This window comes from Serratia sp. OLAL2, from assembly GCF_002752475.1.
In the GTDB taxonomy this organism is placed as follows: Bacteria; Pseudomonadota; Gammaproteobacteria; order Enterobacterales; family Enterobacteriaceae; genus Serratia; species Serratia bockelmannii.
Genome location: NZ_MSTL01000020.1, coordinates 184,329 through 208,500 on the forward strand (window position 1 = coordinate 184,329; position 24,172 = coordinate 208,500).

20 protein-coding genes, 4 tRNA genes and 1 other RNA gene are annotated in these 24,172 nt (G+C 58.0%); 20 read left to right on the top strand and 5 right to left on the bottom strand.

Annotated elements, in window-relative coordinates; all coding sequences use genetic code 11:
* Positions 1-5 precede the first annotated feature (5 nt).
* The gene (gene rhlB / locus BVU99_RS22720) at positions 6-1,292 is read right to left on the bottom strand and encodes an ATP-dependent RNA helicase RhlB (RefSeq protein ID WP_025304853.1); all 1,287 of its coding nucleotides are present in this window, start codon (positions 1,290-1,292) and stop codon (positions 6-8) included.
* A gap of 131 nt (positions 1,293-1,423) precedes the next feature.
* Between rhlB and trxA the strand changes: the two genes are divergently transcribed.
* The 20 genes from trxA to BVU99_RS22820 all read left to right on the top strand — a co-directional run bounded on the left by trxA (position 1,424) and on the right by BVU99_RS22820 (position 19,198).
* On the top strand, positions 1,424-1,750 hold the full coding sequence (trxA, locus tag BVU99_RS22725) for a thioredoxin TrxA (RefSeq protein WP_025304854.1): 327 nt from the start codon (positions 1,424-1,426) through the stop codon (positions 1,748-1,750).
* Positions 1,751-2,150: 400 nt separating this feature from the next.
* Positions 2,151-3,410, top strand: coding sequence for a transcription termination factor Rho (gene rho / locus BVU99_RS22730; RefSeq protein WP_004934188.1), 1,260 nt, complete (start codon positions 2,151-2,153; stop codon positions 3,408-3,410).
* Positions 3,411-3,706: 296 nt separating this feature from the next.
* Positions 3,707-4,804 (top strand): UDP-N-acetylglucosamine--undecaprenyl-phosphate N-acetylglucosaminephosphotransferase, encoded by a 1,098-nt coding sequence (wecA, locus tag BVU99_RS22735; protein WP_025304855.1) that lies wholly within the window; start codon positions 3,707-3,709, stop codon positions 4,802-4,804.
* Between the two features lie 27 nt (positions 4,805-4,831).
* Complete coding sequence (wzzE, locus tag BVU99_RS22740; RefSeq protein WP_033631474.1) at positions 4,832-5,884, top strand: ECA polysaccharide chain length modulation protein; 1,053 nt, start codon at positions 4,832-4,834, stop codon at positions 5,882-5,884.
* Positions 5,885-5,970: 86 nt separating this feature from the next.
* Positions 5,971-7,101, top strand: a complete 1,131-nt coding sequence (gene wecB, locus BVU99_RS22745) for a UDP-N-acetylglucosamine 2-epimerase (non-hydrolyzing) (protein ID WP_043142254.1) — start codon at positions 5,971-5,973, stop codon at positions 7,099-7,101.
* A complete protein-coding gene (gene wecC, locus BVU99_RS22750) occupies positions 7,098-8,360 on the top strand; it encodes a UDP-N-acetyl-D-mannosamine dehydrogenase (protein WP_060448378.1) in 1,263 nt (420 codons plus the stop codon). The genes wecB and wecC overlap by 4 nt, the downstream gene beginning before the upstream one ends.
* Positions 8,357-9,424, top strand: coding sequence for a dTDP-glucose 4,6-dehydratase (gene rffG, locus BVU99_RS22755; protein WP_060448402.1), 1,068 nt, complete (start codon positions 8,357-8,359; stop codon positions 9,422-9,424). Before wecC ends, rffG begins: the two co-directional genes overlap by 4 nt.
* A 49-nt stretch (positions 9,425-9,473) precedes the next feature.
* Positions 9,474-10,355: a glucose-1-phosphate thymidylyltransferase RfbA gene (gene rfbA / locus BVU99_RS22760; protein WP_049295055.1), complete on the top strand. Its 882-nt coding sequence runs from the start codon at positions 9,474-9,476 to the stop codon at positions 10,353-10,355.
* The gene (gene rffC, locus BVU99_RS22765; RefSeq protein ID WP_049295056.1) at positions 10,333-11,064 is read left to right on the top strand and encodes a dTDP-4-amino-4,6-dideoxy-D-galactose acyltransferase; all 732 of its coding nucleotides are present in this window, start codon (positions 10,333-10,335) and stop codon (positions 11,062-11,064) included. Before rfbA ends, rffC begins: the two co-directional genes overlap by 23 nt.
* Positions 11,051-12,181 carry a dTDP-4-amino-4,6-dideoxygalactose transaminase gene (gene rffA / locus BVU99_RS22770; RefSeq protein ID WP_049203642.1) on the top strand — a complete coding sequence of 377 codons (1,131 nt, stop codon included), beginning with the start codon at positions 11,051-11,053 and terminating at the stop codon, positions 12,179-12,181. Before rffC ends, rffA begins: the two co-directional genes overlap by 14 nt.
* A gap of 1 nt (position 12,182) precedes the next feature.
* A complete protein-coding gene (gene wzxE, locus BVU99_RS22775; protein ID WP_099816934.1) occupies positions 12,183-13,433 on the top strand; it encodes a lipid III flippase WzxE in 1,251 nt (416 codons plus the stop codon).
* Positions 13,430-14,515: a TDP-N-acetylfucosamine:lipid II N-acetylfucosaminyltransferase gene (locus BVU99_RS22780; protein ID WP_099816935.1), complete on the top strand. Its 1,086-nt coding sequence runs from the start codon at positions 13,430-13,432 to the stop codon at positions 14,513-14,515. Before wzxE ends, BVU99_RS22780 begins: the two co-directional genes overlap by 4 nt.
* Positions 14,512-15,879 carry an ECA oligosaccharide polymerase gene (gene wzyE, locus BVU99_RS22785; RefSeq protein ID WP_060448383.1) on the top strand — a complete coding sequence of 456 codons (1,368 nt, stop codon included), beginning with the start codon at positions 14,512-14,514 and terminating at the stop codon, positions 15,877-15,879. Before BVU99_RS22780 ends, wzyE begins: the two co-directional genes overlap by 4 nt.
* Positions 15,880-15,893: 14 nt before the next feature.
* The gene (gene wecG / locus BVU99_RS22790) at positions 15,894-16,634 is read left to right on the top strand and encodes a lipopolysaccharide N-acetylmannosaminouronosyltransferase (protein ID WP_025304866.1); all 741 of its coding nucleotides are present in this window, start codon (positions 15,894-15,896) and stop codon (positions 16,632-16,634) included.
* 366 nt (positions 16,635-17,000) lie between these two features.
* Positions 17,001-18,404: an amino acid permease gene (locus BVU99_RS22795; protein WP_025304867.1), complete on the top strand. Its 1,404-nt coding sequence runs from the start codon at positions 17,001-17,003 to the stop codon at positions 18,402-18,404.
* Between the two features lie 135 nt (positions 18,405-18,539).
* A tRNA-Arg gene (locus tag BVU99_RS22800) sits at positions 18,540-18,616 on the top strand.
* Positions 18,617-18,679: 63 nt separating this feature from the next.
* Positions 18,680-18,755, top strand: a tRNA-His gene (locus tag BVU99_RS22805).
* A 41-nt stretch (positions 18,756-18,796) separates the two neighbouring features.
* Positions 18,797-18,883, top strand: a tRNA-Leu gene (locus BVU99_RS22810).
* Positions 18,884-18,957: 74 nt separating this feature from the next.
* Positions 18,958-19,034: transfer RNA gene (locus BVU99_RS22815), tRNA-Pro, on the top strand.
* Positions 19,035-19,069: 35 nt separating this feature from the next.
* Positions 19,070-19,198: non-coding RNA, RtT sRNA (locus tag BVU99_RS22820), on the top strand.
* A gap of 704 nt (positions 19,199-19,902) precedes the next feature.
* Here the strand turns inward: BVU99_RS22820 and hemY are convergent.
* The 4 genes from hemY to hemC are packed head-to-tail and all read right to left on the bottom strand — an operon-like array spanning position 19,903 to position 23,928.
* Entirely contained in the window at positions 19,903-21,099 is a 1,197-nt protein-coding gene (gene hemY / locus BVU99_RS22825; RefSeq protein WP_004934228.1) for a protoheme IX biogenesis protein HemY, read from the bottom strand.
* Between the two features lie 3 nt (positions 21,100-21,102).
* Positions 21,103-22,227: a uroporphyrinogen-III C-methyltransferase gene (gene hemX / locus BVU99_RS22830; RefSeq protein WP_016929498.1), complete on the bottom strand. Its 1,125-nt coding sequence runs from the start codon at positions 22,225-22,227 to the stop codon at positions 21,103-21,105.
* A gap of 22 nt (positions 22,228-22,249) precedes the next feature.
* Entirely contained in the window at positions 22,250-22,990 is a 741-nt protein-coding gene (hemD, locus tag BVU99_RS22835; RefSeq protein ID WP_049209355.1) for a uroporphyrinogen-III synthase, read from the bottom strand.
* Positions 22,987-23,928 (bottom strand): hydroxymethylbilane synthase, encoded by a 942-nt coding sequence (hemC, locus tag BVU99_RS22840; protein ID WP_041037210.1) that lies wholly within the window; start codon positions 23,926-23,928, stop codon positions 22,987-22,989. The genes hemD and hemC overlap by 4 nt, the downstream gene beginning before the upstream one ends.
* Positions 23,929-24,172 lie beyond the last annotated feature (244 nt).

Here is a 24,172-nt window from a genome sequence, read left to right on the forward strand (position 1 = left end):
GGCGATCAGCTCGGGCGTTTACGGTTGCTGCGCGGCGCGCCGCCGCGACGAGGCGCGGAGTTGCGACGTGGGCCGTTGCCGCCGCGCGGACGCGACAGGCGCTTCGGCGCCGGCAGATCGGTCAGCAGCGCATCGCTGTTGTACTTGCTCACCGGAATGCTGTGGTCGATATAGGTCTCGATCGCCGGCAGGTTGAGCGCGTACTCTTCACACGCCAGGCTGATGGAGTGGCCGCTGGCGCCTGCTCGGCCGGTACGGCCGATGCGGTGCACGTAGTCTTCGCAGTCGTCAGGCAGATCGTAGTTGAAGACGTGCGTGACGGCGGGAATGTGCAGACCGCGCGCGGCGACGTCGGTGGCGACCAGGATATCCAGGTTGCCCTTGGTGAAATCGTCGAGGATGCGCAGGCGTTTTTTCTGCGCCACGTCACCGGTCAGCAGGCCGACGCGGTGACCGTCGGCGGCCAGATGGCCCCAGATGTCTTCGCAGCGGTGCTTGGTGTTGGCGAAGATGATGGCGCGATCCGGCCACTCTTCTTCGATCAGCGTCTGCAGCAGACGCATTTTTTCTTCGTTGGACGGGTAGAACAGCTCTTCTTTAATGCGGTGGCCGGTTTTCTGTTCCGGTTCCACTTCAACATATTCGGCGTTGTTCATCTGCTCAAAGGCCAATTCGCGTACGCGATAGGACAGGGTAGCGGAGAACAGCATGTTCAGGCGTTGATCGGCCGTAGGCATACGGCGGAACAGCCAACGGATGTCTTTGATAAAGCCAAGATCGTACATGCGATCGGCTTCATCCAGCACGACAACCTGCATCGCGCCGAGATCGACATAGTTCTGCTTGGTGTAATCGATTAAACGGCCGGTGGTGCCAATCAGAATGTCCACGCCGCTTTCCAGCACTTTCAGCTGTTTGTCGTAGCCGTCGCCGCCGTAGGCCAGGCCCAGTTTGAGGCCGGTGCTCTGGGAGAGCGCTTCAGCATCGGAGTGGATTTGCACCGCCAGTTCACGCGTAGGCGCCATGATCAAGGCGCGCGGCTGATTGGTCTGGCGATCCTGTTTCGCCGGGTGAGTCAGCAAATAGTGAAAAGTAGACGCCAAAAACGCCAGCGTCTTTCCGGTACCGGTTTGCGCCTGACCTGCAACGTCACGCCCGGAGAGCGTGAGCGGCAATGCTAACGCCTGGATAGGCGTGCAATTGTGAAACCCTTTTTTCTCAAGGGCTTCAAGGACTAACGGGTGCAGGGCGAAGTCGGAAAACTTCTGTTCGGTCAAGTGTGTTTTGCTCATAGTGTGGTAGAATATCAGCTAACTATTGCTTTACGAAAGCACATCCGTTGAAATAAACGCGGTGCAATAAAATCACCTTGAGTTGGTTAATGCTACACCAACAAGGTAGACATAATCCTGTGGAGTAGAACATGAGCGATAAAATTATTCACCTGACTGACAGCAGCTTCGAAGCCGATGTGCTGAATGCGGAAGGGCCGATCCTGGTCGATTTCTGGGCTGAATGGTGTGGGCCGTGCAAGATGATTGCTCCGATTCTGGATGAGATTGCCGAAGAGTTCGAAGGCAAACTGACCATCACCAAGCTGAATATCGATCAGAACCCGGCTACCGCGCCTAAGTACGGTATCCGTGGCATCCCTACGCTGTTGCTGTTCAAGAACGGTGAAGTGGCCGCGACCAAGGTTGGCGCGTTGTCTAAAGGTCAGCTCAAAGATTTCCTGAACGCGAATCTGTAATCGGGCGGGAAGCCCAGTATCAGGTGCCTGGCGGTGATGTTCAATTCACCGCTAGACGCCTGCCAAGAAGCGTGTTAAGTTTAACCACACTGCATATAGAACTTGCCCGAAGTTTTAAATCTAAAGAGTTTGAATCTAAAGCTATACTCTGTGTCGAACCACTGGCGTTGAAAGTAAACTGAACTCAGCCCGTGTTTTGGCAATCAAACGGTTTTGCAAAAATCATTTTTAAGGTACCTTCGATCTTCAACCGTCAATGCGTGCGCCCGATGTAAGCCATTTCTTACCGCGACGGCTCTGCGCCCGGTGATCGAACGTCCAGTAAACAGGCACGCATCTCGCTGCCATACCATTCACGATACAAGTTCGAGACATACCCCGAGTTTAAGAACCCACCACTATGAATCTTACCGAATTAAAGAATACGCCGGTTTCTGAGCTGATTACTCTCGGCGAAAATATGGGGCTGGAAAACCTTGCCCGCATGCGCAAGCAGGACATTATCTTCTCCATTCTGAAGCAACATGCGAAAAGCGGAGAAGATATCTTCGGCGACGGCGTGCTCGAGATATTGCAGGATGGATTCGGTTTCCTCCGCTCTGGAGACAGTTCCTACCTCGCCGGTCCCGACGACATCTATGTATCCCCTAGCCAAATCCGCCGCTTCAACCTCCGCACAGGTGACACCATTTCCGGTAAGATTCGTCCGCCAAAAGAAGGCGAGCGCTATTTTGCCCTGTTGAAAGTCAACGAAGTCAACTACGACAAGCCGGAAAACGCCCGCAGCAAGATCCTGTTCGAGAACTTGACGCCGCTGCACGCCAATTCCCGTCTGCGGATGGAGCGCGGCAACGGCTCGACCGAAGACCTGACGGCGCGCGTACTGGACCTGGCGGCACCGATTGGCCGCGGCCAGCGTGGCCTGATCGTGGCACCGCCGAAAGCCGGTAAAACCATGCTGCTGCAGAACATTGCGCAGAGTATCGCTTACAATCACCCAGACTGCGTGCTGATGGTGCTGCTGATCGACGAACGTCCGGAAGAAGTGACCGAGATGCAGCGCCTGGTGAAAGGTGAAGTGATCGCATCGACCTTCGACGAACCGGCTTCGCGCCATGTACAAGTGGCCGAAATGGTAATCGAGAAGGCCAAACGCCTGGTTGAGCACAAGAAAGACGTGATCATTCTGCTTGACTCCATCACCCGTCTGGCGCGTGCCTACAACACCGTGGTACCGGCTTCCGGTAAGGTGCTGACCGGTGGTGTGGACGCCAACGCCCTGCATCGTCCGAAGCGTTTCTTCGGTGCGGCACGTAACGTGGAAGAGGGCGGCAGCCTGACCATCATCGCGACCGCGCTGGTTGATACCGGTTCGAAGATGGACGAAGTGATCTACGAAGAATTTAAAGGTACCGGCAACATGGAATTGCACTTGGCGCGTAAAATCGCCGAGAAACGCGTATTCCCGGCGATCGATTACAACCGCTCCGGTACCCGTAAAGAAGAGCTGCTCACCACCTCTGAAGAGCTGCAAAAAATGTGGATCCTGCGCAAAATCATTCATCCGATGGGTGAGATTGACGCGATGGAGTTCCTCATTAATAAGTTGGCGATGACTAAAACCAACGATGAATTCTTCGATATGATGAAACGCTCATAATTCGTTAAAAAATTCGCTGAACGCCACGCCTAGTCGTGGCGTTTTTCGCTTTTGGCGGATACGATAAGTAGCAGTAATGGAAAAGTAAGTTGTTTCCTCGACTTATTGAGAATTCATCTTGTTTGTCGGTCGGCGTTGCGTCGGTCGGCTTTGCTGCTGTCGTTTTGTCAGCCGATGCGAAGAAAATAGGCATGAATCACCGTTGTCATAGGAAATGACCGAAAGGTGGCGGGGGCCGATGGCACAAGCTATTGCCCGTGGTAAGCTGCCTTATCTTCTACAGAGATCTGTTAACTGTGAACTTACTCACTATGAGTACTGAAATTCTATTTGTTTTCCTGTTTTCTTTGGCTTTTCTCTTTGTTGCCCGCAAGGCGGCAAAACGTATTGGTCTGGTAGATAAACCCAATTATCGCAAACGCCATCAGGGGCTGATTCCTCTGGTCGGCGGTATTTCCGTTTATGCCGGATTGTGCTTCGCATTTTGGATCTCCGAACAGCCTATCGCGCACGCCAAGCTTTACCTCACCTGCGCCGGCATTCTGGTGTTTGTGGGCGCGCTCGACGATCGTTTTGACATCAGCGTTAAGATCCGCGCCCTGGTGCAGGCGTTGGTCGGCATCGCCATGATGGTGTTCGCCGGTCTGTATCTGCGCAGCTTCGGCCATGTGCTGGGCGACTGGGAGATGTTGCTGGGGCCGTTCGGCTATTTGGTGACGTTGTTCGCGGTATGGGCGGCGATCAACGCCTTCAACATGGTCGATGGCATTGATGGCCTGCTGGGTGGGCTGTCATGCGTTTCCTTCGGCGCGCTGGGTCTGTTGCTGTACCTGAGCGGTCACCATGAGATGGCGTTCTGGTGCTTTGCGATGATCGCCACCATCGTTCCCTATATTTTGCTCAACCTCGGCATCCTCGGCCGCCGTTATAAGGTGTTCATGGGGGATGCCGGCAGTACCCTGATCGGCTTTACCGCCATTTGGCTGCTGTTGCAAAGCTCGCAGGGCAAGGCACACTCGATTAACCCGGTGACTGCGCTGTGGATCATCGCTATTCCGCTGATGGACATGATAGCAATCATGTATCGTCGTTTACGCAAGGGGATGAGCCCCTTCTCTCCCGATCGTCAACATATTCACCACCTGATCATGCGCGCCGGCTTTACGCCACGGCAGGCTTTCGTATTGATCACCCTGGCGGCCGCATTGCTGGCGGCGGTGGGCGTGATCGGCGAACGCCTGACTTTTATCCCTGAGTGGGTTATGTTGGCATTATTCTTGCTTGCTTTCTTCCTGTACGGTTACTGCATCAAGCGCGCCTGGCGGGTTGCGCGGTACATTAAGCGTATCAAGCGCCGGTTGCGGCGTTCGGGCGATAACAAGCAAGTACCTTAACCAGAGACCAGAGGCTTTTTGGCTGTGATGAATCCAGAAACAACGTCTGACAAGCATACCCCGGCGGTGGATAACGAACTCGATATCCGCGGCCTGTGCTGCACCCTGTGGCGCGGCAAACCGTGGATAATCGGCATTGCGGTGCTGTTCGCGGCGGTCGCGCTGATCGTCTCTTATCTGGTTAAGCAAGAATGGAGCGCGACCGCAATCACCGACAAACCCACGGTGAATGCGCTGGGCGGTTACTACTCCCAGCAACAGTTCCTGCGCAATCTGGATGTGCGCACGTTGCCGGCGACGGCGGGCGATCAGCCGAGCATCGCGGATGAAGCGTACAATGAGTTCATCATGCAACTGGCGGCTTACGATACGCGTCGCGATTTCTGGCTGCAGAGTGATTATTACAAGCAACGTCAGGAAGGGGATGCCCGCGCCGATGCGGCGCTGCTCGACGAGCTGATCAACAACATCCTGTTCACGCCGCGTGACGACAAAAAAGTCCCGAACGACGGCGTGAAGCTGACGGCGGAAACCGCCGCGGACGCCAACCGCCTGCTGCGTCAATACGTGGCTTTCGCCAGCCACCGTGCTGCTCTGCACCTGAACGAAGAGATCCAAGGGGCATGGGCCGCTCGCACCACCTCGATGAAGGCGCAGGTCAAGCGTCAGGAAGCGGTGGCAGAGTCGGTTTACAAGCGCGAGCTGAATACCACGCAGCAGGCGCTGAAAATCGCTGAAAGCCAGGGGATTAGCCGCACGCAAACCGACACTCCGGCCGAGCAACTGCCGGATTCTGATCTGTTCCTGCTGGGCCGGCCAATGCTGCAGGCACGTCTGGAAGGCCTGCAGGCCTCCGGCCCGACCTACGATCTGGATTACGATCAGAACCGCGCGATGCTGGCGACGCTGAACGTTGGCCCGACGTTGGATGAGAAGTTCCAGACCTATCGTTATTTGCGCACGCCGGAAGAGCCGGTAAAACGTGACAGCCCACGCCGGGTATTCTGGCTGATTCTGTGGGGCGCGATGGGCGCTTTGGTTGGCGCGGGTGTTGCCTTGGCGCGTCGGCCGCGTAGTTAAAAAATAATATAATAATCTGATGCAGGGCGCGTGAGCTCCCCATTCGCAGGCGGTGCCTGCGATTAACCGACCAAAAGAGATTCGCTGTGAAAGTGTTGACTGTTTTCGGCACCAGACCTGAAGCCATTAAAATGGCGCCGCTGGTACATGCACTGGCCCAGGATGAGGCCTTTGACGCAAGAGTCTGCGTAACGGCACAGCATCGTGAGATGTTGGATCAGGTATTGCGGTTGTTTGAGATCACGCCGGATTACGACCTGAACATCATGAAACCCGGCCAGGGGCTAACGGAAATCACCTGTCGCATCCTGGAAGGGTTGAAAGGGGTGCTGGAAGACTTCAAACCGGACGTGGTGCTGGTGCACGGCGATACCACCACCACGCTGGCGACCAGCCTGGCGGCGTTCTATCAACGCATCCCCGTTGGGCATGTCGAGGCCGGGCTGCGTACCGGCAATCTGTATTCTCCCTGGCCGGAAGAGGCCAACCGCAAACTGACCGGCCATCTGGCGATGTACCATTTCGCGCCAACCGAGAACTCGCGCCAGAATCTGTTGCGCGAGCTGCTGCCGGACAACCGCATTTTCGTGACCGGCAATACGGTAATCGACGCGCTGTTCTGGGTGCGCGACCGCGTGATGAGTGATGCTGCGCTGCGCGCGGGCCTGGCACAGCGTTACCCGTTCCTCGACGCCGACAAGAAACTGATCTTGGTCACCGGCCATCGCCGCGAAAGCTTTGGCGGCGGCTTTGAGCGGATTTGCAGCGCGCTGGCGGAGATCGCCAGCAATCACCCGGAAGTGCAGGTGGTGTATCCGGTGCATCTCAATCCAAACGTCAGTGAGCCGGTGAATCGCATTTTGAAAGGCATCGACAACGTCATGCTGATCGAACCGCAGGATTATCTGCCGTTTGTCTATTTGATGACCCAGGCTTACATGATCCTGACCGATTCCGGCGGCATTCAGGAAGAGGCGCCCTCGTTAGGCAAACCGGTGCTGGTGATGCGCGACACCACCGAACGCCCGGAGGCGGTAGATGCGGGCACGGTGCGTCTGGTCGGCACCGACGTGGCCAAAATTGTTGAAGCGGTGACCCGGCTGTTGACGGACGAAAGCGAATATCACGCGATGAGTCGGGCGCACAACCCGTACGGTGACGGGCATGCCTGTCAGCGTATCCTCGAAGCTTTAAAGAATCATCAGGTGAAACTATGAGTTTTGACACTATTTCGGTTATCGGCCTGGGTTATATCGGCTTGCCAACGGCGGCGGCGTTTGCCTCCCGCAAGAAAAAAGTGGTGGGTGTAGATGTTAACCAACATGCGGTAGATACCATTAACCGCGGCGCGATCCACATCGTTGAGCCGGATCTGGATAAAGTGGTCAAAGACGCCGTCGACGGCGGGTTCCTGCAGGCGGTGACCAAACCACGGGCGGCCGATGCGTTCCTGATCGCAGTGCCTACCCCGTTCAAAGGCGATCACGAGCCGGATCTGGCCTATGTCGAAGCGGCGGCGAAATCGCTGGCGCCGGTGCTGAAAAAAGGCGATCTGGTGATCCTGGAGTCCACCTCGCCGGTGGGAGCCACCGAACAAATGGCAGAATGGCTGGCGCAGGCGCGCAGCGATCTCAGCTTCCCGCAGCACGCGGGTGAAGCGGCGGACGTGAATATCGCCTACTGCCCGGAGCGCGTGTTGCCGGGGCAGGTGATGGTGGAGCTGATTCAAAACGACCGCGTGATCGGCGGCATGACGCCGAAGTGCTCGGAGCGCGCCAGCGCGCTGTACAAGATTTTCCTCGAGGGCGAATGCGTGATCACCAATTCGCGCACCGCCGAGATGTGCAAGCTGACGGAAAACAGCTTCCGCGACGTGAATATCGCCTTTGCCAACGAACTGTCGCTGATTTGCGCCGAGCAGGGGATCAACGTCTGGGAGCTTATCCGCCTGGCAAACCGCCATCCACGGGTGAATATTCTGCAGCCGGGGCCGGGCGTCGGCGGTCACTGCATTGCCGTCGATCCGTGGTTTATCGTGGCGCAGAATCCGCAGCAGGCGCGCCTGATCCACACCGCACGCCTGGTGAACGACGGCAAACCGCTGTGGGTGGTCGACCGTGTGAAAGCGGCGGTGGCCGATTGCCTGGCCGCCACCGACAAGCGCGCGTCCGAGGTGAAAATTGCCTGTTTCGGCCTGGCCTTCAAGCCGAATATCGACGATTTGCGTGAAAGCCCGGCGGTAGAGGTGGCGCACCTGATCGCCGAATGGCACGTCGGCGAAACGCTGGCGGTGGAACCGAACGTCGAACAGTTGCCGAAGTCGCTGGCGGGCCATGTGACGTTGACGCCGATTGCCGAGGCGTTGCAGCAGGCCGATGTGATCGTGATGTTGGTCGATCACCAACAGTTCAGGGCCATCCGGCCGGAAGAGATTAAGCAAAGCTGGATTGTGGATACCAAGGGGGTTTGGCGTTGAAGCGTATTTTAGTCACCGGTGGCGCCGGATTTATTGGTTCCGCAGTCGTGAGGCATATCATCGAGGCCACCGGCGACAGCGTGGTGGTGGTGGATAAGCTGACCTATGCCGGTAACCTCGAGTCGCTGGCGGTGGTGGCCGACAGCGATCGTTATGCCTTCGAGCAGGTCGACATCTGCGATCGCGCCGGGTTGGATCGGGTATTCGCCCAGTATCAACCGGATGTAGTGATGCACCTGGCGGCGGAAAGCCACGTCGATCGTTCCATCGATGGCCCGGCGGCGTTTATCGAAACCAACGTGGTCGGCACTTACACGATGTTGGAAGCGGCGCGCCACTATTGGCAGCCGTTGGCAGCGGAGAAAAAACAGGCTTTCCGCTTCCATCATATCTCCACTGATGAGGTGTACGGCGATCTGCATGGCTCCGACGATCTGTTCACCGAAACCACGCCATATGCGCCGAGCAGTCCGTATTCCGCCTCCAAGGCGTCGAGCGATCATCTGGTGCGCGCCTGGCTGCGCACCTACGGTTTGCCGACCCTCGTGACTAACTGTTCGAATAACTACGGTCCTTATCACTTCCCGGAGAAGTTAATTCCGTTGGTGATCCTGAATGCCGTCGCCGGTAAACCGCTGCCGGTATACGGCAACGGCGCGCAGGTGCGCGACTGGCTGTATGTCGAGGATCACGCGCGTGCGCTCTATCAGGTCGTGACCGAAGGCGTGGTGGGCGAAACTTACAATATTGGTGGCCACAACGAGCGTAAGAATATCGAAGTGGTACAGACCATCTGCGATCTGCTGGAAGAACTGGCGCCAAACAAACCACAGGGCGTGGCGCACTACCGCGATCTCATCATTTACGTGAAGGATCGTCCGGGCCACGACATGCGTTACGCCATCGACGCCGGCAAAATTGATCGTGAGCTGGGCTGGCGGCCGCAGGAAACGTTCGAAAGCGGCATTCGCAAAACCGTGGTTTGGTACCTGAACAACGAGGTATGGTGGCGCCGGGTGCAAGACGGTTCTTATGCCGGCGAGCGTTTGGGGCTGTCCGAGTGAATGTAGCGCAGTGCTGTCTTTATAAGGCACTGCGGATTTGGGAGCAAGTATGAAAGGTATTGTACTGGCTGGGGGTTCCGGGACGCGTCTACATCCGATTACCCGCGGAGTCTCGAAACAGCTGTTGCCGATTTACGATAAGCCGATGATCTATTACCCGATGTCGGTACTGATGCTGGCGGGGATCCGCGATATTTTGATCATCTCGACCCCGGAAGATCTGCCGTCCTTCGAGCGTTTACTGGGTAACGGCGAACAATTCGGCATCAATCTCAGCTACGCTGCGCAGCCTAAGCCTGAAGGCCTGGCCCAGGCGTTCCTGATCGGCGAGGAGTTTATCAACGGCGATTCTTGCTGCCTGGTGTTGGGCGATAACATCTTCTTCGGCCAATCTTTCAGCCCGAAATTAAAAACCGTCGCGGCCCGCACCGAGGGGGCCACCGTATTCGGTTATCAGGTCATGGATCCTGAACGCTTTGGCGTGGTGGAGTTTGACGATAACTTCCGTGCGTTGTCGATCGAAGAAAAGCCGAAGAAACCGAAATCCGATTGGGCGGTGACCGGTCTGTACTTCTACGATAGCCAAGTGGTGGAGTTTGCCAAGCAGGTGAAGCCTTCCGAGCGCGGCGAGCTGGAAATCACCAGCATCAACCAGATGTATCTGGAGCGCGGTGAACTGACCGTCGAGCTGTTGGGACGTGGTTTCGCCTGGTTGGACACCGGGACTCACGACAGTCTGCTAGAAGCCAGCAGCTTCGTGCAGACGGTCGAGAAACGTCAGGGCTTTAAAATCGCCTGTCTGGAAGAGATCGCCTGGCGCAACGGTTGGCTGGATGATGAGGGCGTCAAACGTGCCGCCCACTCCTTGTCCAAAACGGGCTATGGCAAGTATTTGCTGGATTTACTGCATGTGCGTCCACGCCATTATTGAGCCTTTGGCGTGGGAAAGCGAGTTTTTCGCGCTAGACAGCGCGAAACTCAGCTTCTCATCCTCAGCCCCGGTTCTGGCTGAGGCCGAGTTGGCGGCTTATGCCTTGGTGCAGGCCAAAGTCCCCGCTCAGCACCTTGCGTTGGCGGACGGTCTGGCTGATTTGGGATTTCGCCTGGTTGAGGGCGAGGTCGATCTGGTTCTGGCTCTTGAGCATGATCACGTGGTTGAACCGGGTTTCGTCGCCCAGACGTCCCGCCTGGCGGCAGAAGCCGATATCCCGGCATTGCGCACCGCGGCGGCTCAGGCGTTCACCGTCAGCCGCTTTCGTACCCCCTGGTATCAACCTGATGACAGCGGCCGGTTTTATGCTTTGTGGATCGAAAAGGCCGTTCTGGGCACCTTCGATCATCAGTGCCTGTTGGCGCTGGACGAACAGGGGCGGCCAGAGGGATTTGTCAGCCTGCGTGACATTGGCGGCCAGGAAATGCGTATCGGCCTGCTGGCGGCTTTCCCCGGCGTATCAGGCCGGGGCATTGGCACTCGGCTGATGACTGCGGCGCTGGCCGAATGTCGGCGGCAAGGAATGCAGCGCCTGCGGGTCGCGACCCAGACAGGCAATATCGCCGCATTACGACTCTATCAACGACAGGGTGCCGTGATTGAAAGCACCGCGTACTGGTTATACAGAGGTAGACATGATTCCATTTAACGCTCCACCGGTTGTTGGCACTGAACTGGAATATATGCAGGCTGCCATGGGCAGCGGCAAATTGTGCGGCGACGGCGGCTTTACCCGTCGCTGCCAGCAGTGGATGGAACAGCGTTTCGGCAGCGCGAAAGTGTTGTTGACGCCTTCCTGCACCGCGTCGTTGGAAATGGCCGCCATCCTGCTGGATATTCAGCCGGGTGACGAAGTGATCATGCCGAGCTTTACCTTCGTTTCAACCGCCAACGCCTTTGTGCTGCGCGGTGCCAAAGTGGTGTTCGTCGACCTGCGTCCGGACACCATGAACATCGACGAAACCAAAATCGAAGCGGCGATCACCGATAAAACCCGCGCGATTGTGCCAGTGCACTATGCCGGCGTTGCCTGCGAGATGGATACCATCATGGCGCTGGCGAAGAAATATAACCTGTTCGTGGTGGAAGACGCCGCGCAGGGTGTGATGTCGACCTACAAAGGCAAGGCATTGGGCACCATTGGCCATATCGGCTGCTTCAGCTTCCATGAAACCAAAAACTACACCGCCGGCGGCGAAGGCGGCGCGACGCTGGTGAACGATCCGGCCCTGATCGATCGGGCGGAAGTCATCCGCGAGAAAGGCACCAACCGCAGCCAGTTCTTCCGTGGCCAGGTCGATAAATATACCTGGCGCGACATCGGTTCCAGCTATTTGATGTCTGACCTGCAGGCCGCTTACCTGTGGGGCCAGCTGGAAGTGGCGGAACGCATCAACCAGCGCCGTTTGGCACTGTGGCAGAAGTACTACGACAGCTTCCTGTCGTTGGCAAAGGCCGGCCGCATCGAACTGCCGAGCATCCCAGCCGACTGCGTGCATAACGCGCACATGTTCTATATCAAGCTGCGTGATATCGAAGAGCGCACGGCCTTTATCGACTACCTGAAGGAAGCCGAAATCATGGCCGTGTTCCACTATATCCCGCTGCATGACTGCCCGGCCGGCGAACAGTTTGGCCGCTTTGCCGGCGAAGATCGTTACACCACGCAGGAAAGTGCGCGTCTGGTGCGCTTGCCGCTGTTCTACAATATGTCTGATGTCAATCAGCGTACGGTAATCAATACCATCCTGAGCTTCTTTGCCTGATATGTCGTTGGCAAAAGCATCGATATGGACCGCCGGCTCCACGCTGATCAAAATTGGCGTGGGGCTCTTGGTAGTGAAACTGCTGGCGGTAGCGTTTGGCCCCAGCGGCGTGGGGCAGGCGGGTAACTTTCGCCAGTTGATCACCGTGCTGGGCGTGCTGTCCGGCGCGGGTATTTTTAACGGTATAACCAAATACGTTGCGGAGTACCATCAGGATCCGCAGCGTTTGCGCCTGGCGGTCGGTACCGCGTCGAGCATCGTGCTGGGCTTTTCGACCTTGCTGGCGCTGGTGTTTCTGTTCGCCGCCGAACCGATCAGCATCGGGCTGTTCGGGCATGCCGATTACGTCGGCGTGATGCGCGCCGTCGCTTTCATTCAGATGGGCATCGCCTACGCCAACCTGTTCATGGCGGTGCTGAAAGGCTATCGCGACGCGATGGGCAATGCGCTGGCGGTGATCGGCGGCAGCCTGATCGGCGTGGTGGCATATTACCTGTGCTTCAAGCTGGGTGGCTATGAAGGCGCGCTGGCGGGGCTGGCGCTGGTGCCGGCGTTGGTGGTGCTGCCGGCCGGGCTGATGCTGTGGCGGCGCAAAACGCTGCCGCTGCGCTATTTGGCGCTGCGTTGGGACAAACGGGTGGCCGGTAACCTCGGCAAATTCACTGTCATGGCGTTGATCACCTCGGTGACGCTGCCGGTGGCCTACGTCATGATGCGAAACCTGCTGGCCGCGCATTACGGTTGGGATGAGGTGGGGATCTGGCAAGGCGTCAGCAGCATTTCCGATGCCTATCTGCAGTTTATCACCGCCTCGTTTACCGTCTATCTGCTGCCGACGCTGTCGCGGCTGACGGACAAGGGCGCCATCTCGCGGGAGATCGTGCGCTCGCTGAAATTCGTGCTGCCGGCGGTAGCGGCAGCGAGCTTTACGGTCTGGGTGCTGCGCGATTTCGCTATCTGGCTGCTGTTCTCGGATAAATTCGTCGCCATGCGCGATCTGTTTGCCTGGCAACTGGTGGGCGACGTGCTGAAAGTCGGGGCTTATGTATTCGGCTATCTGGTGATCGCTAAAGCGTCGCTGCGCTTTTATATCCTGACGGAAGTCAGCCAGTTTCTGCTGCTGACGCTGTTCTCGCACTGGCTGATCCCGCAGCACGGCGCGCTGGGGGCGGCTCAGGCCTATATGGCAACCTACATCGTGTATTTCGCGCTCTGTAGCTGCGTGTTTCTTATTTATCGTAGACGAGTATGACCACACTGATTCACGTTCTGGGATCCGATATCCCGCATCATAACCAGACGGTGCTGCGCTTCTTCAACGACGTGCTGGCGCCGCGTTTGCCGGCTGAGCAGACGCGGCATTTTATGGTGGCGGCCAAGGATGTGGCGGCACTGGGGGATTTCCCCGCCCTGAATATTGAGCCTTACGCCGATAAGAAAAGCCTGGCGGCGGCGGTGATCGCCCGCGCCCAGGCCGATCGCGCTGCGCGCTTCTTCCTGCACGGCCAGTTCAATCCGGGGCTGTGGCTGGCGCTGCTGAGCGGCAAGATCAAGGCGCGTCAGATCAGTTGGCATATTTGGGGCGCCGATCTGTACGAAGACGCCACCAGCTGGAAATTCAGGCTGTTTTATCTGCTGCGCCGCATTGCCCAGGGGCGGGTGGGGAATGTATTTGCTACCCGCGGCGACGTGATTCACTACCAGCAGCGCCATGCGCGGGTACCGGCTTCGCTGCTGTACTTCCCGACCCGCATGGATCCGGCGCTGACCGACGTTCACGTCGAGAAAAATCTGGCCGGGCCGATGACGATTCTGGTGGGCAACTCCGGCGATCGCAGCAATCGGCATATCGAAGCACTGCAGGCGATCCATCAGCAGTTCGGCGCCGACGTGCGCGTGATCCTGCCGATGGGCTATCCGGCCAATAACGACGCTTACATCGAGCAGGTGCGTGCCGCCGGATTGCCGCTGTTCGGCGAGAAAAATCTGCAGCTGCTCACGCAGCAGGTGGCATTTGAAGACTACCTCAATATTCTGCGCGCCTGCGATCTCGGCTATTTCATTTTCAATCGCCAGCAGGGGATAGGCACCCTGTGCCTGCTGATTCAGTTTGGCGTACCTTTCGTGCTCAGCCGGCAAAACCCGTTCTGGCAGGACTTGGCGGAACAGCACCTGCCAGTATTGTTCTACGGCGATTCTCTCGACGAGGCGGTGGTGCGCGAAGCGCAGCGTCAGCTGGCGGCGGTAGATAAACAGGCGATCGCCTTCTTCAATCCGAACTATGTCGACGGCTGGCAGCAAGCTCTGGCGCTGGCGGCGGGAGAGCACTCATGACGTTGGCGCAATTCGGCGGCCTGTTCGTCGTCTACCTGGTCAGCCTGACGTTTATTCTGACGCTGACCTACCAGGAGTTTCGGCGCGTGCGCTTTAACTTCAACGTCTTCTTCTCGCTGCTGTATTTGCTGACGTTTTATTTCGGCTTCCCGCTGACCTGTCTGCTAGTGTTTCAGTTTGACGTCGAGGTGGTACCGGTGGAGTTTCTGCTGTACGCCTTGCTGTCGGCGACGGCGTTTTACGCCATCTATTACGTCACCTACAAGACCCGGCTGCGCAAGCGCCGCTCTCAGCCGCGTGCGACGCTGTTCACCATGAACCGGGTGGAAACCCATATGACCTGGGTGCTTCTGGCCCTGGTGGCGATCGGGACCGTGGGTATCTTCTTCATGCAGAACGGCTTCCTGCTGTTCAAGCTCAATTCCTACAGCCAGATCTTCTCCAGCGACGTGTCCGGCGTGGCGCTCAAACGGTTCTTCTACTTCTTCATTCCGGCGATGCTGGTGGTCTATTTCCTGCGGCAGGATCTGCGCGCCTGGTTCTTGTTCCTGGTGGCGACGGTGGCGTTCGGCATTCTGACCTACGTCATCGTCGGCGGCACCCGCGCCAATATCATCATCGCCTTCGCGCTGTTCCTGTTTATCGGTATCGTGCGCGGCTGGATCACGCTGTGGATGTTGGCGGCGGCGGGCATATTCGGTGTGGTCGGCATGTTCTGGCTGGCGTTGAAGCGCTACAGCCTGGACGTCAGCGGCGCGGAAGCGTTTTATACCTTCCTTTATCTGACCCGAGATACTTTCTCGCCGTGGGAAAATCTGGCGCTGCTGCTGCAAAATTACGACAAGATCGATTTCCAGGGCCTGGCGCCGATCCTGCGCGATTTCTACGTCTTTATCCCAACGTGGCTATGGCCGGGCCGGCCGGACGTGGTGCTGAACTCGGCCAACTATTTCACCTGGGAAGTGCTGAACAATCACTCCGGGCTGGCGATATCCCCGACGCTGATCGGTTCGCTGGTGGTGATGGGCGGCGCGCTGTTTATCCCGCTCGGCGCGATTCTGGTGGGCATGATCATCAAGTGGTTCGACTGGCTGTATGAGTTGGGCAAAACCGAGCCGAACCGCTATAAGGCGGCTATCCTGCAAGGATTCTGCTTCGGCGCGGTGTTCAACATAATCGTATTGGCGCGCGAAGGGGTGGACTCATTCGTTTCGCGCGTGGTGTTCTTCTGCATTATTTTCGGCGCCTGTCTGGTGCTGGCGAAGTTGCTGTATTGGCTGTTCGATACCGCCGGGCTCATCAAGGCCAGAGTGACGCGCGCCCGCGCGCTGGCCTCTCCCCCACGGGCGGACGGTCTTTTGTAAGGGTAATGAGAACGATGGAAACAAAGATTTCGGTGCCGCAGTATGAGCTGCGCGGTTTCAGCCTGTGGGGCTTTCGCGATATGGCGCACTGCATGGACTTTCTGTTCGACGGCGGCCGGGTCAAACAGGGCACGCTGGTGGCCATGAACGCGGAAAAGATCCTGAAGGCGGAAGAGGACCCGGCGCTGCATGCGTTGCTGGATGAGGCGGAGTACAAGTACGCCGACGGCATCAGCATGGTGCGCTCGATTCGCCGCAAATACCCGGCGGCGGACGTTTCGCGCGTTGCGGGCGCCGATCTGTGGGAAGCCTTGATGCAGCGCGCCGGTCGTGAAGGCACGCCGGTCTTCCTGGTCGGCGGCAAGCCGGAGGTGCTGGCGGAAACCGAGCAAAAGCTGCGCAGCCAGTGGAATGTCAACCTGGTGGGTAGCCAGGATGGCTATTTCAAACCGGAGCAACGTGAGGCGCTGTTCGAGCGTATTCGCGCCAGCGGTGCCGCTATCGTGACGGTGGCGATGGGATCGCCGAAGCAGGAGATCCTGATGCGCGACTGCCGCAAGGTGCATCCGCAGGCGCTGTACATGGGCGTGGGCGGCACCTACGACGTCTTTACCGGCCACGTGAAGCGTGCGCCCAAGGTGTGGCAGAACCTAGGTCTGGAGTGGCTCTACCGCCTGCTCAGCCAGCCCAGCCGCATCGGCCGGCAGTTGAAGCTGTTGAAGTTTGTCGGCTACTACTACAGCGGCAAGATGTAACCTCTACATCCGGGGCGGAAAGTGCTGTTCCGCTCTGGTCTGCTGTACCAATAATCTGCTTTTGCACGTTTCTCCCGCATATCTATAACCCCCAGCCCTAAACGCAGCCGCATTTATTCCATAAAGTTTTAAATTGCGGTTTGCTTATAGCGGCGAAATGCGAAACGATACCGCCCGGAAATTATCCCCGGCCGCTGAAGCCTGATGCGACAGCGCTGAACGATGTTCTTCTCACGGTAACTTCGCTCCGACTACCCGTTGATGCCAACCCGAACGGCAGGGGATGATTTATTCTTTTAATAATGACAATAACGACCGGCAGCGGCCGGCAGGCAAACACAACCCGAGAAAAATTATTGAGGATTTATGGCACACAAAGAGAAACCGCAAGGGCTACACCGGGGCCTTGAGGCCCGGCACATCGAGCTTATCGCTCTGGGGGGCACCATCGGCGTCGGCCTGTTTATGGGGTCGGCCAGTACGCTGAAATGGGCCGGGCCGTCGGTGCTGCTGGCTTACATCATCGCCGGGCTGTTCGTGTTTTTCATTATGCGTTCGATGGGGGAGATGCTGTTCCTCGAGCCGGTCGCCGGGTCGTTTGCCGTTTACGCGCATAAGTACATGAATCCCTACTTCGGTTACCTGACCGCCTGGGGTTACTGGTTTATGTGGATCGCCGTTGGTATTTCTGAGATCACCGCCATCGGGGTGTATGTGCAGTTCTGGTTCCCGGAAATACCGCAGTGGGTGCCTGCACTGATCGCCGTGGCGATGGTGGCGCTGGCCAACCTGGCGGCGGTGCGCCTGTACGGTGAGCTGGAGTTCTGGTTCGCCATGATCAAGGTCACCACCATCATCGTGATGATTCTGGTGGGGCTGGGGGTGATCTTCTTCGGTTTCGGCAACGGCGGTGAGCCTATCGGTTTCGCCAATCTGACGGCGCACGGCGGTTTCTTTGCCGGTGGCTGGAAAGGCTTCCTGTTTGCGCTGTGCATCGTGGTGGCGTCCTATCAGGGGGTTGAGCTGGTAGGCATCACCGCCGGGGAAGCCAAGAACCCGCAGGTGACGCTGAAACGCGCGATCAACAATATCCTGTGGCGCATCCTGATCTTCTATGTCGGCGCAATCTTCGTCATCGTGACCATCTTCCCGTGGAACGGCATCGGCACCACCGGCAGCCCGTTTGTGCTGACCTTCGCCAAGATCGGCATCGTCGCCGCCGCCGGCATTATCAACTTTGTGGTGCTGACCGCCGCGCTCTCCGGTTGCAACAGCGGCATGTACAGCGGCGGCCGCATGCTGTACGCCCTGGCCAAGAACCGCCAACTGCCGGCGGCGTTGACCAAGCTTTCCGCCAGCGGTGTGCCGGTGAACTGCATCGCCGTCACCATCGCCTGTCTGTTGGTGGGGTCCGCGCTGAACTACATTATCCCGAATCCGGAGCAGGTGTTCGTGTATGTCTACAGCGCCAGCGTGCTGCCGGGCATGGTGCCGTGGTTCGTGGTGCTGATAAGCCAGCTCTATTTCCGCCGTGCCCATAAGGAAGCGATCAAAACCCACAGCTTTAAGTCGATCATGTTCCCGTATGTGAACTATCTGACCATCGCTTTTCTGGTTTGCGTGCTGGTCGGCATGGGAATCAACCCAGATACGCGAATTTCCCTGCTGGTCGGGGCGATTTTCTTAGCCGGCGTCAGCCTGTGCTACTTCGCTTTCGGTATGCATAAGAAACATCATCCGGCTGAAAATCGGGTAGAAACGCGGCAATAAACGGTGAAAAGGGGCTACGGAGTGCGCTTTCCTGCGCAGGAGTGAGCAAAGCGTAATCAAACGCAACATTTCTGCGAAAAAGCACTAGACAGGATTGGCGTAAATCCGTAGTATCCCCTCCCGCAACGGCGCTACGCGCCCGTAGCTCAGCTGGATAGAGCGCTGCCCTCCGGAGGCAGAGGTCTCAGGTTCGAATCCTGTCGGGCGCGCCATTAAGTTTGTGCGCAGGAGCTGCGGTGGTAATATTACCGCGTGAGTAAGAAGAAGTAGTAATGGTGGCTATAGCTCAGTTGGTAGAGCCCTGGATTGTGATTCCAGTTGTCGTGGGTTCGAGTCCCATTAGCCACCCCACTTCCTAACGAAGTGAAGATTTAGCAGTATTTTGTGACAGTGCGAAGGTGGCGGAATTGGTAGACGCGCTAGCTTCAGGTGTTAGTGTTCTTACGGACGTGAGGGTTCAAGTCCCTCTCTTCGCACCACGCAAAATATCTGATAAATATAAGATTTATATGGACAACGGTCTGATAAATCGGGTAGTATGAGCAACACAAATCGGCGAGTAGCGCAGCTTGGTAGCGCAACTGGTTTGGGACCAGTGGGTCGGAGGTTCGAATCCTCTCTCGCCGACCACATTCGAAAAACCTGCTTTTTAAAGCAGGTTTTTTTTCGTCTGCGGTTTATGAGGATGAGTACCTCCGCAGGAGGTTCGAGCCTCGCGAAGCGAGACAACGTTGCTTTAGCAACGGCCCGCAGGGCGCGCATCAACGATGCGCGTAATCCTCTCTCGCCGACCACTTTCAAAGAAACCGACGCAAGTCGGTTTTTTTACATCTGCCGTTTATGAGAGCAAGTTTTCTCAGCATGACGAAGCTAATACCGACAAGCCCGTGCAGCAATGCGCGGGTTTTTTGCGTATCGAAGGATGGGCATTTTGTCTCTGCTGGCAAGCGTGTTGGTTTTCAGCGACAACGCCATCCAGCGCTGTCGTCAGGTTGAGACAAATAATTCATTGATTTAAAAAGATAAAGTTGGCTTTGGCTTAAGTCGTCGTTTTGAGGCGACATCCTGATAACGGCCGCTGGCAAGGAATGCCAGGAAGTGGTTTGCAACGCAAAGGATGGAATTAAATAAAAATCAATATTTTCAATATCTTGAATTCTATTTTCTTATGGGGATGGACTCAATATAAAAGTTGGCACGCCAAATGCTATATCTATAGCGTAGATGCTCATTCCACCTCTTATGTTCGCCTTAGGCTTCATAAACCCTGGGAATGACGCAGAGCCGATTTAGGGTGCCTATCGCCCACGAGAACGATGACTAACCCGTCATCACGCTCAGGGCAGAACGTTGAGTGAGGCACCGCCCCTGTTGTCCTAGACCTGATTGCTTCTTTATACACTTGCCATACGGCAAGTGTTTTTTTTGCGCCACAGAAAAACCCTGAGCAAAAAAAAGCGCGGCATCGGGGCCGCGCTCTTCTCTCTCGGGCAGGGCGTTATTCGCCGCCGTTCTGTTTCAGCGTCAACATCAGCCCCTCACGCCGCATCTGCGCCGCCTCATCCGAACGATGCAGTTTCTCCAGCGTATCGGCCAGCCAGGCGTAATCGTAGGCGTCCGGACGCTGTTTCAGCGCTTCGCGGAAGGCGTCGGCCGCTTGCTGCCACTCGCCGTGCTTCATCAGCAGTTGCCCCAGCGTGCTGTTTAACAGCGGCGTCGCGCCGTGTTGTTTCATCTGCTGACGCAGCGCTTTCTCAAGCTGCTCGGGGTTGCCGGACTTCAGCCGCGGCAGCAACAGCACCAGGCGCTCGTCGTATTGGCGCTTCAGGCTGTCGAGCACAATCTCCTGCGCCAGCTCGTGGTCGTTGCATTCGATCAGGTGTTCCACCATCGCGATTTGCAGCGGCACCTCGTGACGCGTCTTGCGGCTCTGATCTTTCCACCAGCGCTTCAGGCCTTCACTGCCTTCGTCCGCCATCGCCTGATTCATCAGACCGATGTAAGCCTGCTGCTGCAACGCCTGCAGCTGCTCTTCGCTGTGCAGTTCGATTTTACGCATCGACGGCAGCACTTCCAGCAGCGACGCGTAGGCGCCGGTGCGCAGATAGGCTTGTTCCGCCAGGCGCAGCACTTCCGGATGGCGCGGCGCCTGGTTCAGCAGGCGATCGACGCCGTGGCGCGCGGCGTGGTTCTCGCCCTGCGCCAGCTGGATGCGAACCCGGGTGATATCCACCGGCAGCTGATCGGTGTCGGCGGCTTCGGCGGCGCGTTCCAGATATTGATTGGTACGGAAGTCATCGCCGCGTTGCTGCGCGGCCTCGGCGGCCAGCAGGTAGTTCACCACCGGCTGTTCAGCGTGATCGGCGTTGCGCGTCATCAGCTTCTCAACCTGCTTATAGTCGCCTTCCGCCAGTTTGATCAGCGCGGCTTTGGTTTGCTGGCGCGCGCGGGTGCGCTTGCGGCCGATAAACCAACCGCGCGTGCGGGCGCCGGTACGGAAGATGCGGCGCAGGATCCACTCGATCGCCAGCAGCACCACGAACAGCAGCACCAACATGATCACCAGGCCGGTGACGCTGGTTTCGATATTGTAGTTATCGGTCTGGATCAGCACGTAGCCCTGATGCCCGGCCAACATCGGCCCGAGCACCACGCTGGCGATCACCACCAGGAACAGAAATAGCACGCGTAACATGGCTTAACCCTCCTGGTGAGCGGCAGGGGACTGGGTCATCAGGTTGCGCACCCGGGTCTGCATCACTTTTTCGAGCAGCGGCTGGCTTTTCAGCTGATCCGGCACGTCCATCGAGATCGACTGTTGGCTCAGGTTATCCAGCTCTTCCAGGAAAGCCTTGGTCGCCGGATCGGTGGTGTCGAAATAGGCGCGCACCCAGGTGGAGACGGTTTCCAGCGATTGCTTGTAGGTCTCGTTCTGGTGGCGTGGGATGGCCTGTGCGGCCACCAGCAGGCGCGAACGGATATTTTCGCGCAGGTAGATGTCCTGGTTCGGCGCCAGCAGCGGTTCGGCGCTGGTATCGCGACGGCGGATGGTGATGAAGTCAGCCATGAAATTGCGCCAGCTCTTGGCCAGGTTCTGCCGCCATTCGCCGATCGAGCCGGAGAGCTCGCTGCTGTTTTGATCCATCGGCGCTTCGTCGGTGTCGTTATCGGCCAGGCGCAGGTTATCCACCTGGTTGGACAGCTGATTGACCTTGAGGATGATGCCGTCGTAATCGACCTGGGTCAGCGTAGAAAGCGTGCTGATGTCTTCGGTAATGGCGCGGCGCACGTCGAGCAGGCTAGGATCGTTCATGTCCGCCAGGCTGGCGTCGGCGCTTTTCAGCAACGCGGCGGCGCTGGTCACGTCTTGATCGCTCCACAGCTTGCGGCCGGCCATTTTCACCAGGAAATCGGCCTGCGCCAGCAGCCAGGTTTTGGCGTCGCTGCCGGAGATGGTCGCCACTTTTTCCTGCAGCTCGCTCAGTTGACGCGCCAGATTCGCCTGCTCGCGATCGGCGGCGTCCAGGGTTTTACCCTGCTGCTGCAGCAGGCCTTCCAGCGCATTTCTTTCCTGCTGTTGGCTCTGCTTCACGCCTTCAAGCTGCTGCTGCAGCGCCTGATTGGCGGCGATCAGCTGTTGCGCCTGCTTGTGCGTGTGGTAATAGCCGCCCGCGCCGAGGGCGATGACCAGCACGATAGCGATCGCGCCGAGCACCGGGCCGGTGTTCTTGCCTTTGCGGCTGGCAGCGGCTGGCTGCTGGGAGCTCTCAACCGCGGTGGTTGGCTCTTCAACCGGGGCGGCTGGGGTATTTTGTTCCGTCATAGTGGCACATCCCATAGTCAGATTATTGTAGCGCGCGGATCAGCGCGTCATTATCGGCGTTGTCAGCTACCCGAATCGTACGCCAGCCCAAATCCCGGGCGAGGGTAGCCAGGCGTTCGCTCACTACTACCAGGCGGCAACGCAGCAGCCATGAAGAACGATAGTAATCAGGAACTAAAGTATAGAGCTGTTGTAACATTTCACCGCTGGTCACCACCAGCGTATCCACACCGGCACGCTGCCAGTGGGCGCTTTGCTCGCTGCCGTCGTAGTGCACCGGGCTGCGTTGATAGCATTCATAATAGCTGACGTCGGCGCCGCGCTCGCTCAGCGTTGTGCCCAGCAACTCGCGGCCGCCGTTGCCGCGTAAAATCAGCGCACGTTTGCCCGCCAGTTTTTGCAGCGCCGGCAGCAGCAGCAGCGTTTCGCTGATCTCGCGTTCGCGCGGGTATTCCACCGGCAAACTGCTGATGCGGTGCAGCGCCAGCCCGGTGGTACGGCCAATGGCGTAATAGGCCAGGTGAGCGGGCCAGCTCAGTCCGGCGCGGCCGATGACCGAGTCGGCATAGTTCACCGAATGCTGCGACAGCACGAATACCAGATCGCCGGCGTTCAACTGCTGCAACGCCTGCGGCAGCTGCGGCAGATCGCTGCCGGGGGCGAAGTCGATCAGCGGTGCATGATAGGCAACCCGGCCGAGTGCGCGCAGCCGGCTCACTAACTGCTCTCCCGAAGGCGATGGGCGGGTTACCAGGATCGTCATGCCGGCGGATTTCCCTGATAAACTTCGCGCAGGATCTCGCGCGCGCCGCGCGCCAGCAGCTCTTCCGCCAGCTCAACGCCCATCCGTTCGGCTTCGGCGGCCGGGCCGCGGCGTTCGCCGCGCACCATCTGGCTGCCGTCCGGCGCGCCGACCAGGGCGCGCAGCCACAGGCTGTCGCCATCCAGTTCGGCATAGCTGCCGATCGGCACCTGGCAGCCGCCTTCCAGGCGGGTGTTCATCGCCCGCTCGGCGCGCACGCGGGTTTCGGTGGCCGCATGGTTCAGCGGCGCCAGCAGCGCGCGGGTGACGCTGTCGTCGAGACGGCATTCAATGCCGACCGCACCCTGGCCGACCGCCGGCAGGCACTCTTCGGCGCTCAGCGGGCTGCGGATGCGTTGCTCCAGCCCCAGGCGCTTCAGGCCGGCCACCGCCAGAATAATCGCGTCGTAGTCGCCGTTGTCCAGCTTGGCCAGGCGAGTGCCGACGTTGCCGCGCAGGTCGCGTACGATCAGGTCCGGGCGGCGTTCGCGCAGTTGGCACTGGCGGCGCAGGCTGGAGGTGCCGACCACGCTGCCCTGCGGCAGCTGATCGAGCGAGGCGAAACGATTGGAAACAAAAGCGTCGCGCGGATCTTCGCGTTCGCAAATGGTGGTCAAACCGAGGCCGGCAGGGAAATCGACCGGCACGTCTTTCATCGAGTGCACGGCGATGTCGGCGCGGCCTTCCAGCAGCGCGAGCTCGAGTTCTTTAACAAACAGGCCTTTACCGCCGACTTTCGCCAGCGGCGTATCCAGAATAACGTCGCCGCGCGTCACCATCGGCACCAACTCGACCTGCAGGCCGGGATGGCTGGCCATCAGACGTTGCTGCACATAATGTGCTTGCCAGAGTGCAAGCGGGCTTTGTCGGGTGGCAATTCGAATAATTTTGTCTAACATGCTTGTTACCGTTTTTATATTTCGCCATCCATCCTACCACTGAGAGCCAATACTGTCAGTGCAAGAAGCCGGAGGCGGAAAAAGGACAACGGAATCAAAGGGACGTGTGATGTGCTTTGGGGCAGTTAACACTGCGGGTAAATCGTTTAGGGAAGCGCTACAATAATTGTGAAGCGTTACCTCCTTTACGGTCAATCAGCAAGGTGTTAAATTGATCACGTTTCCAGCAATAAGTCGCCAAATA

What these genes read in the sequence shown, in the direction of transcription:
- wzyE (WP_060448383.1), top strand. Translation starts at nt 14,512, where the DNA reads ATGACGTTGGCGCAATTCGGCGGCCTGTTCGTCGTCTACCTGGTCAGC.
- rffC (WP_049295056.1), top strand. Translation starts at nt 10,333, where the DNA reads ATGTGCGTCCACGCCATTATTGAGCCTTTGGCGTGGGAAAGCGAGTTT.
- hemX (WP_016929498.1), bottom strand. Translation starts at nt 22,227, where the DNA reads ATGACGGAACAAAATACCCCAGCCGCCCCGGTTGAAGAGCCAACCACC.
- rho (WP_004934188.1), top strand. Translation starts at nt 2,151, where the DNA reads ATGAATCTTACCGAATTAAAGAATACGCCGGTTTCTGAGCTGATTACT.
- rhlB (WP_025304853.1), bottom strand. Translation starts at nt 1,292, where the DNA reads ATGAGCAAAACACACTTGACCGAACAGAAGTTTTCCGACTTCGCCCTG.
- BVU99_RS22795 (WP_025304867.1), top strand. Translation starts at nt 17,001, where the DNA reads ATGGCACACAAAGAGAAACCGCAAGGGCTACACCGGGGCCTTGAGGCC.
- hemD (WP_049209355.1), bottom strand. Translation starts at nt 22,990, where the DNA reads ATGACGATCCTGGTAACCCGCCCATCGCCTTCGGGAGAGCAGTTAGTG.
- wecG (WP_025304866.1), top strand. Translation starts at nt 15,894, where the DNA reads ATGGAAACAAAGATTTCGGTGCCGCAGTATGAGCTGCGCGGTTTCAGC.
- hemC (WP_041037210.1), bottom strand. Translation starts at nt 23,928, where the DNA reads ATGTTAGACAAAATTATTCGAATTGCCACCCGACAAAGCCCGCTTGCA.
- wecC (WP_060448378.1), top strand. Translation starts at nt 7,098, where the DNA reads ATGAGTTTTGACACTATTTCGGTTATCGGCCTGGGTTATATCGGCTTG.
- trxA (WP_025304854.1), top strand. Translation starts at nt 1,424, where the DNA reads ATGAGCGATAAAATTATTCACCTGACTGACAGCAGCTTCGAAGCCGAT.
- BVU99_RS22780 (WP_099816935.1), top strand. Translation starts at nt 13,430, where the DNA reads ATGACCACACTGATTCACGTTCTGGGATCCGATATCCCGCATCATAAC.
- hemY (WP_004934228.1), bottom strand. Translation starts at nt 21,099, where the DNA reads ATGTTACGCGTGCTATTTCTGTTCCTGGTGGTGATCGCCAGCGTGGTG.
- rfbA (WP_049295055.1), top strand. Translation starts at nt 9,474, where the DNA reads ATGAAAGGTATTGTACTGGCTGGGGGTTCCGGGACGCGTCTACATCCG.
- wzxE (WP_099816934.1), top strand. Translation starts at nt 12,183, where the DNA reads ATGTCGTTGGCAAAAGCATCGATATGGACCGCCGGCTCCACGCTGATC.
- wzzE (WP_033631474.1), top strand. Translation starts at nt 4,832, where the DNA reads ATGAATCCAGAAACAACGTCTGACAAGCATACCCCGGCGGTGGATAAC.
- rffA (WP_049203642.1), top strand. Translation starts at nt 11,051, where the DNA reads ATGATTCCATTTAACGCTCCACCGGTTGTTGGCACTGAACTGGAATAT.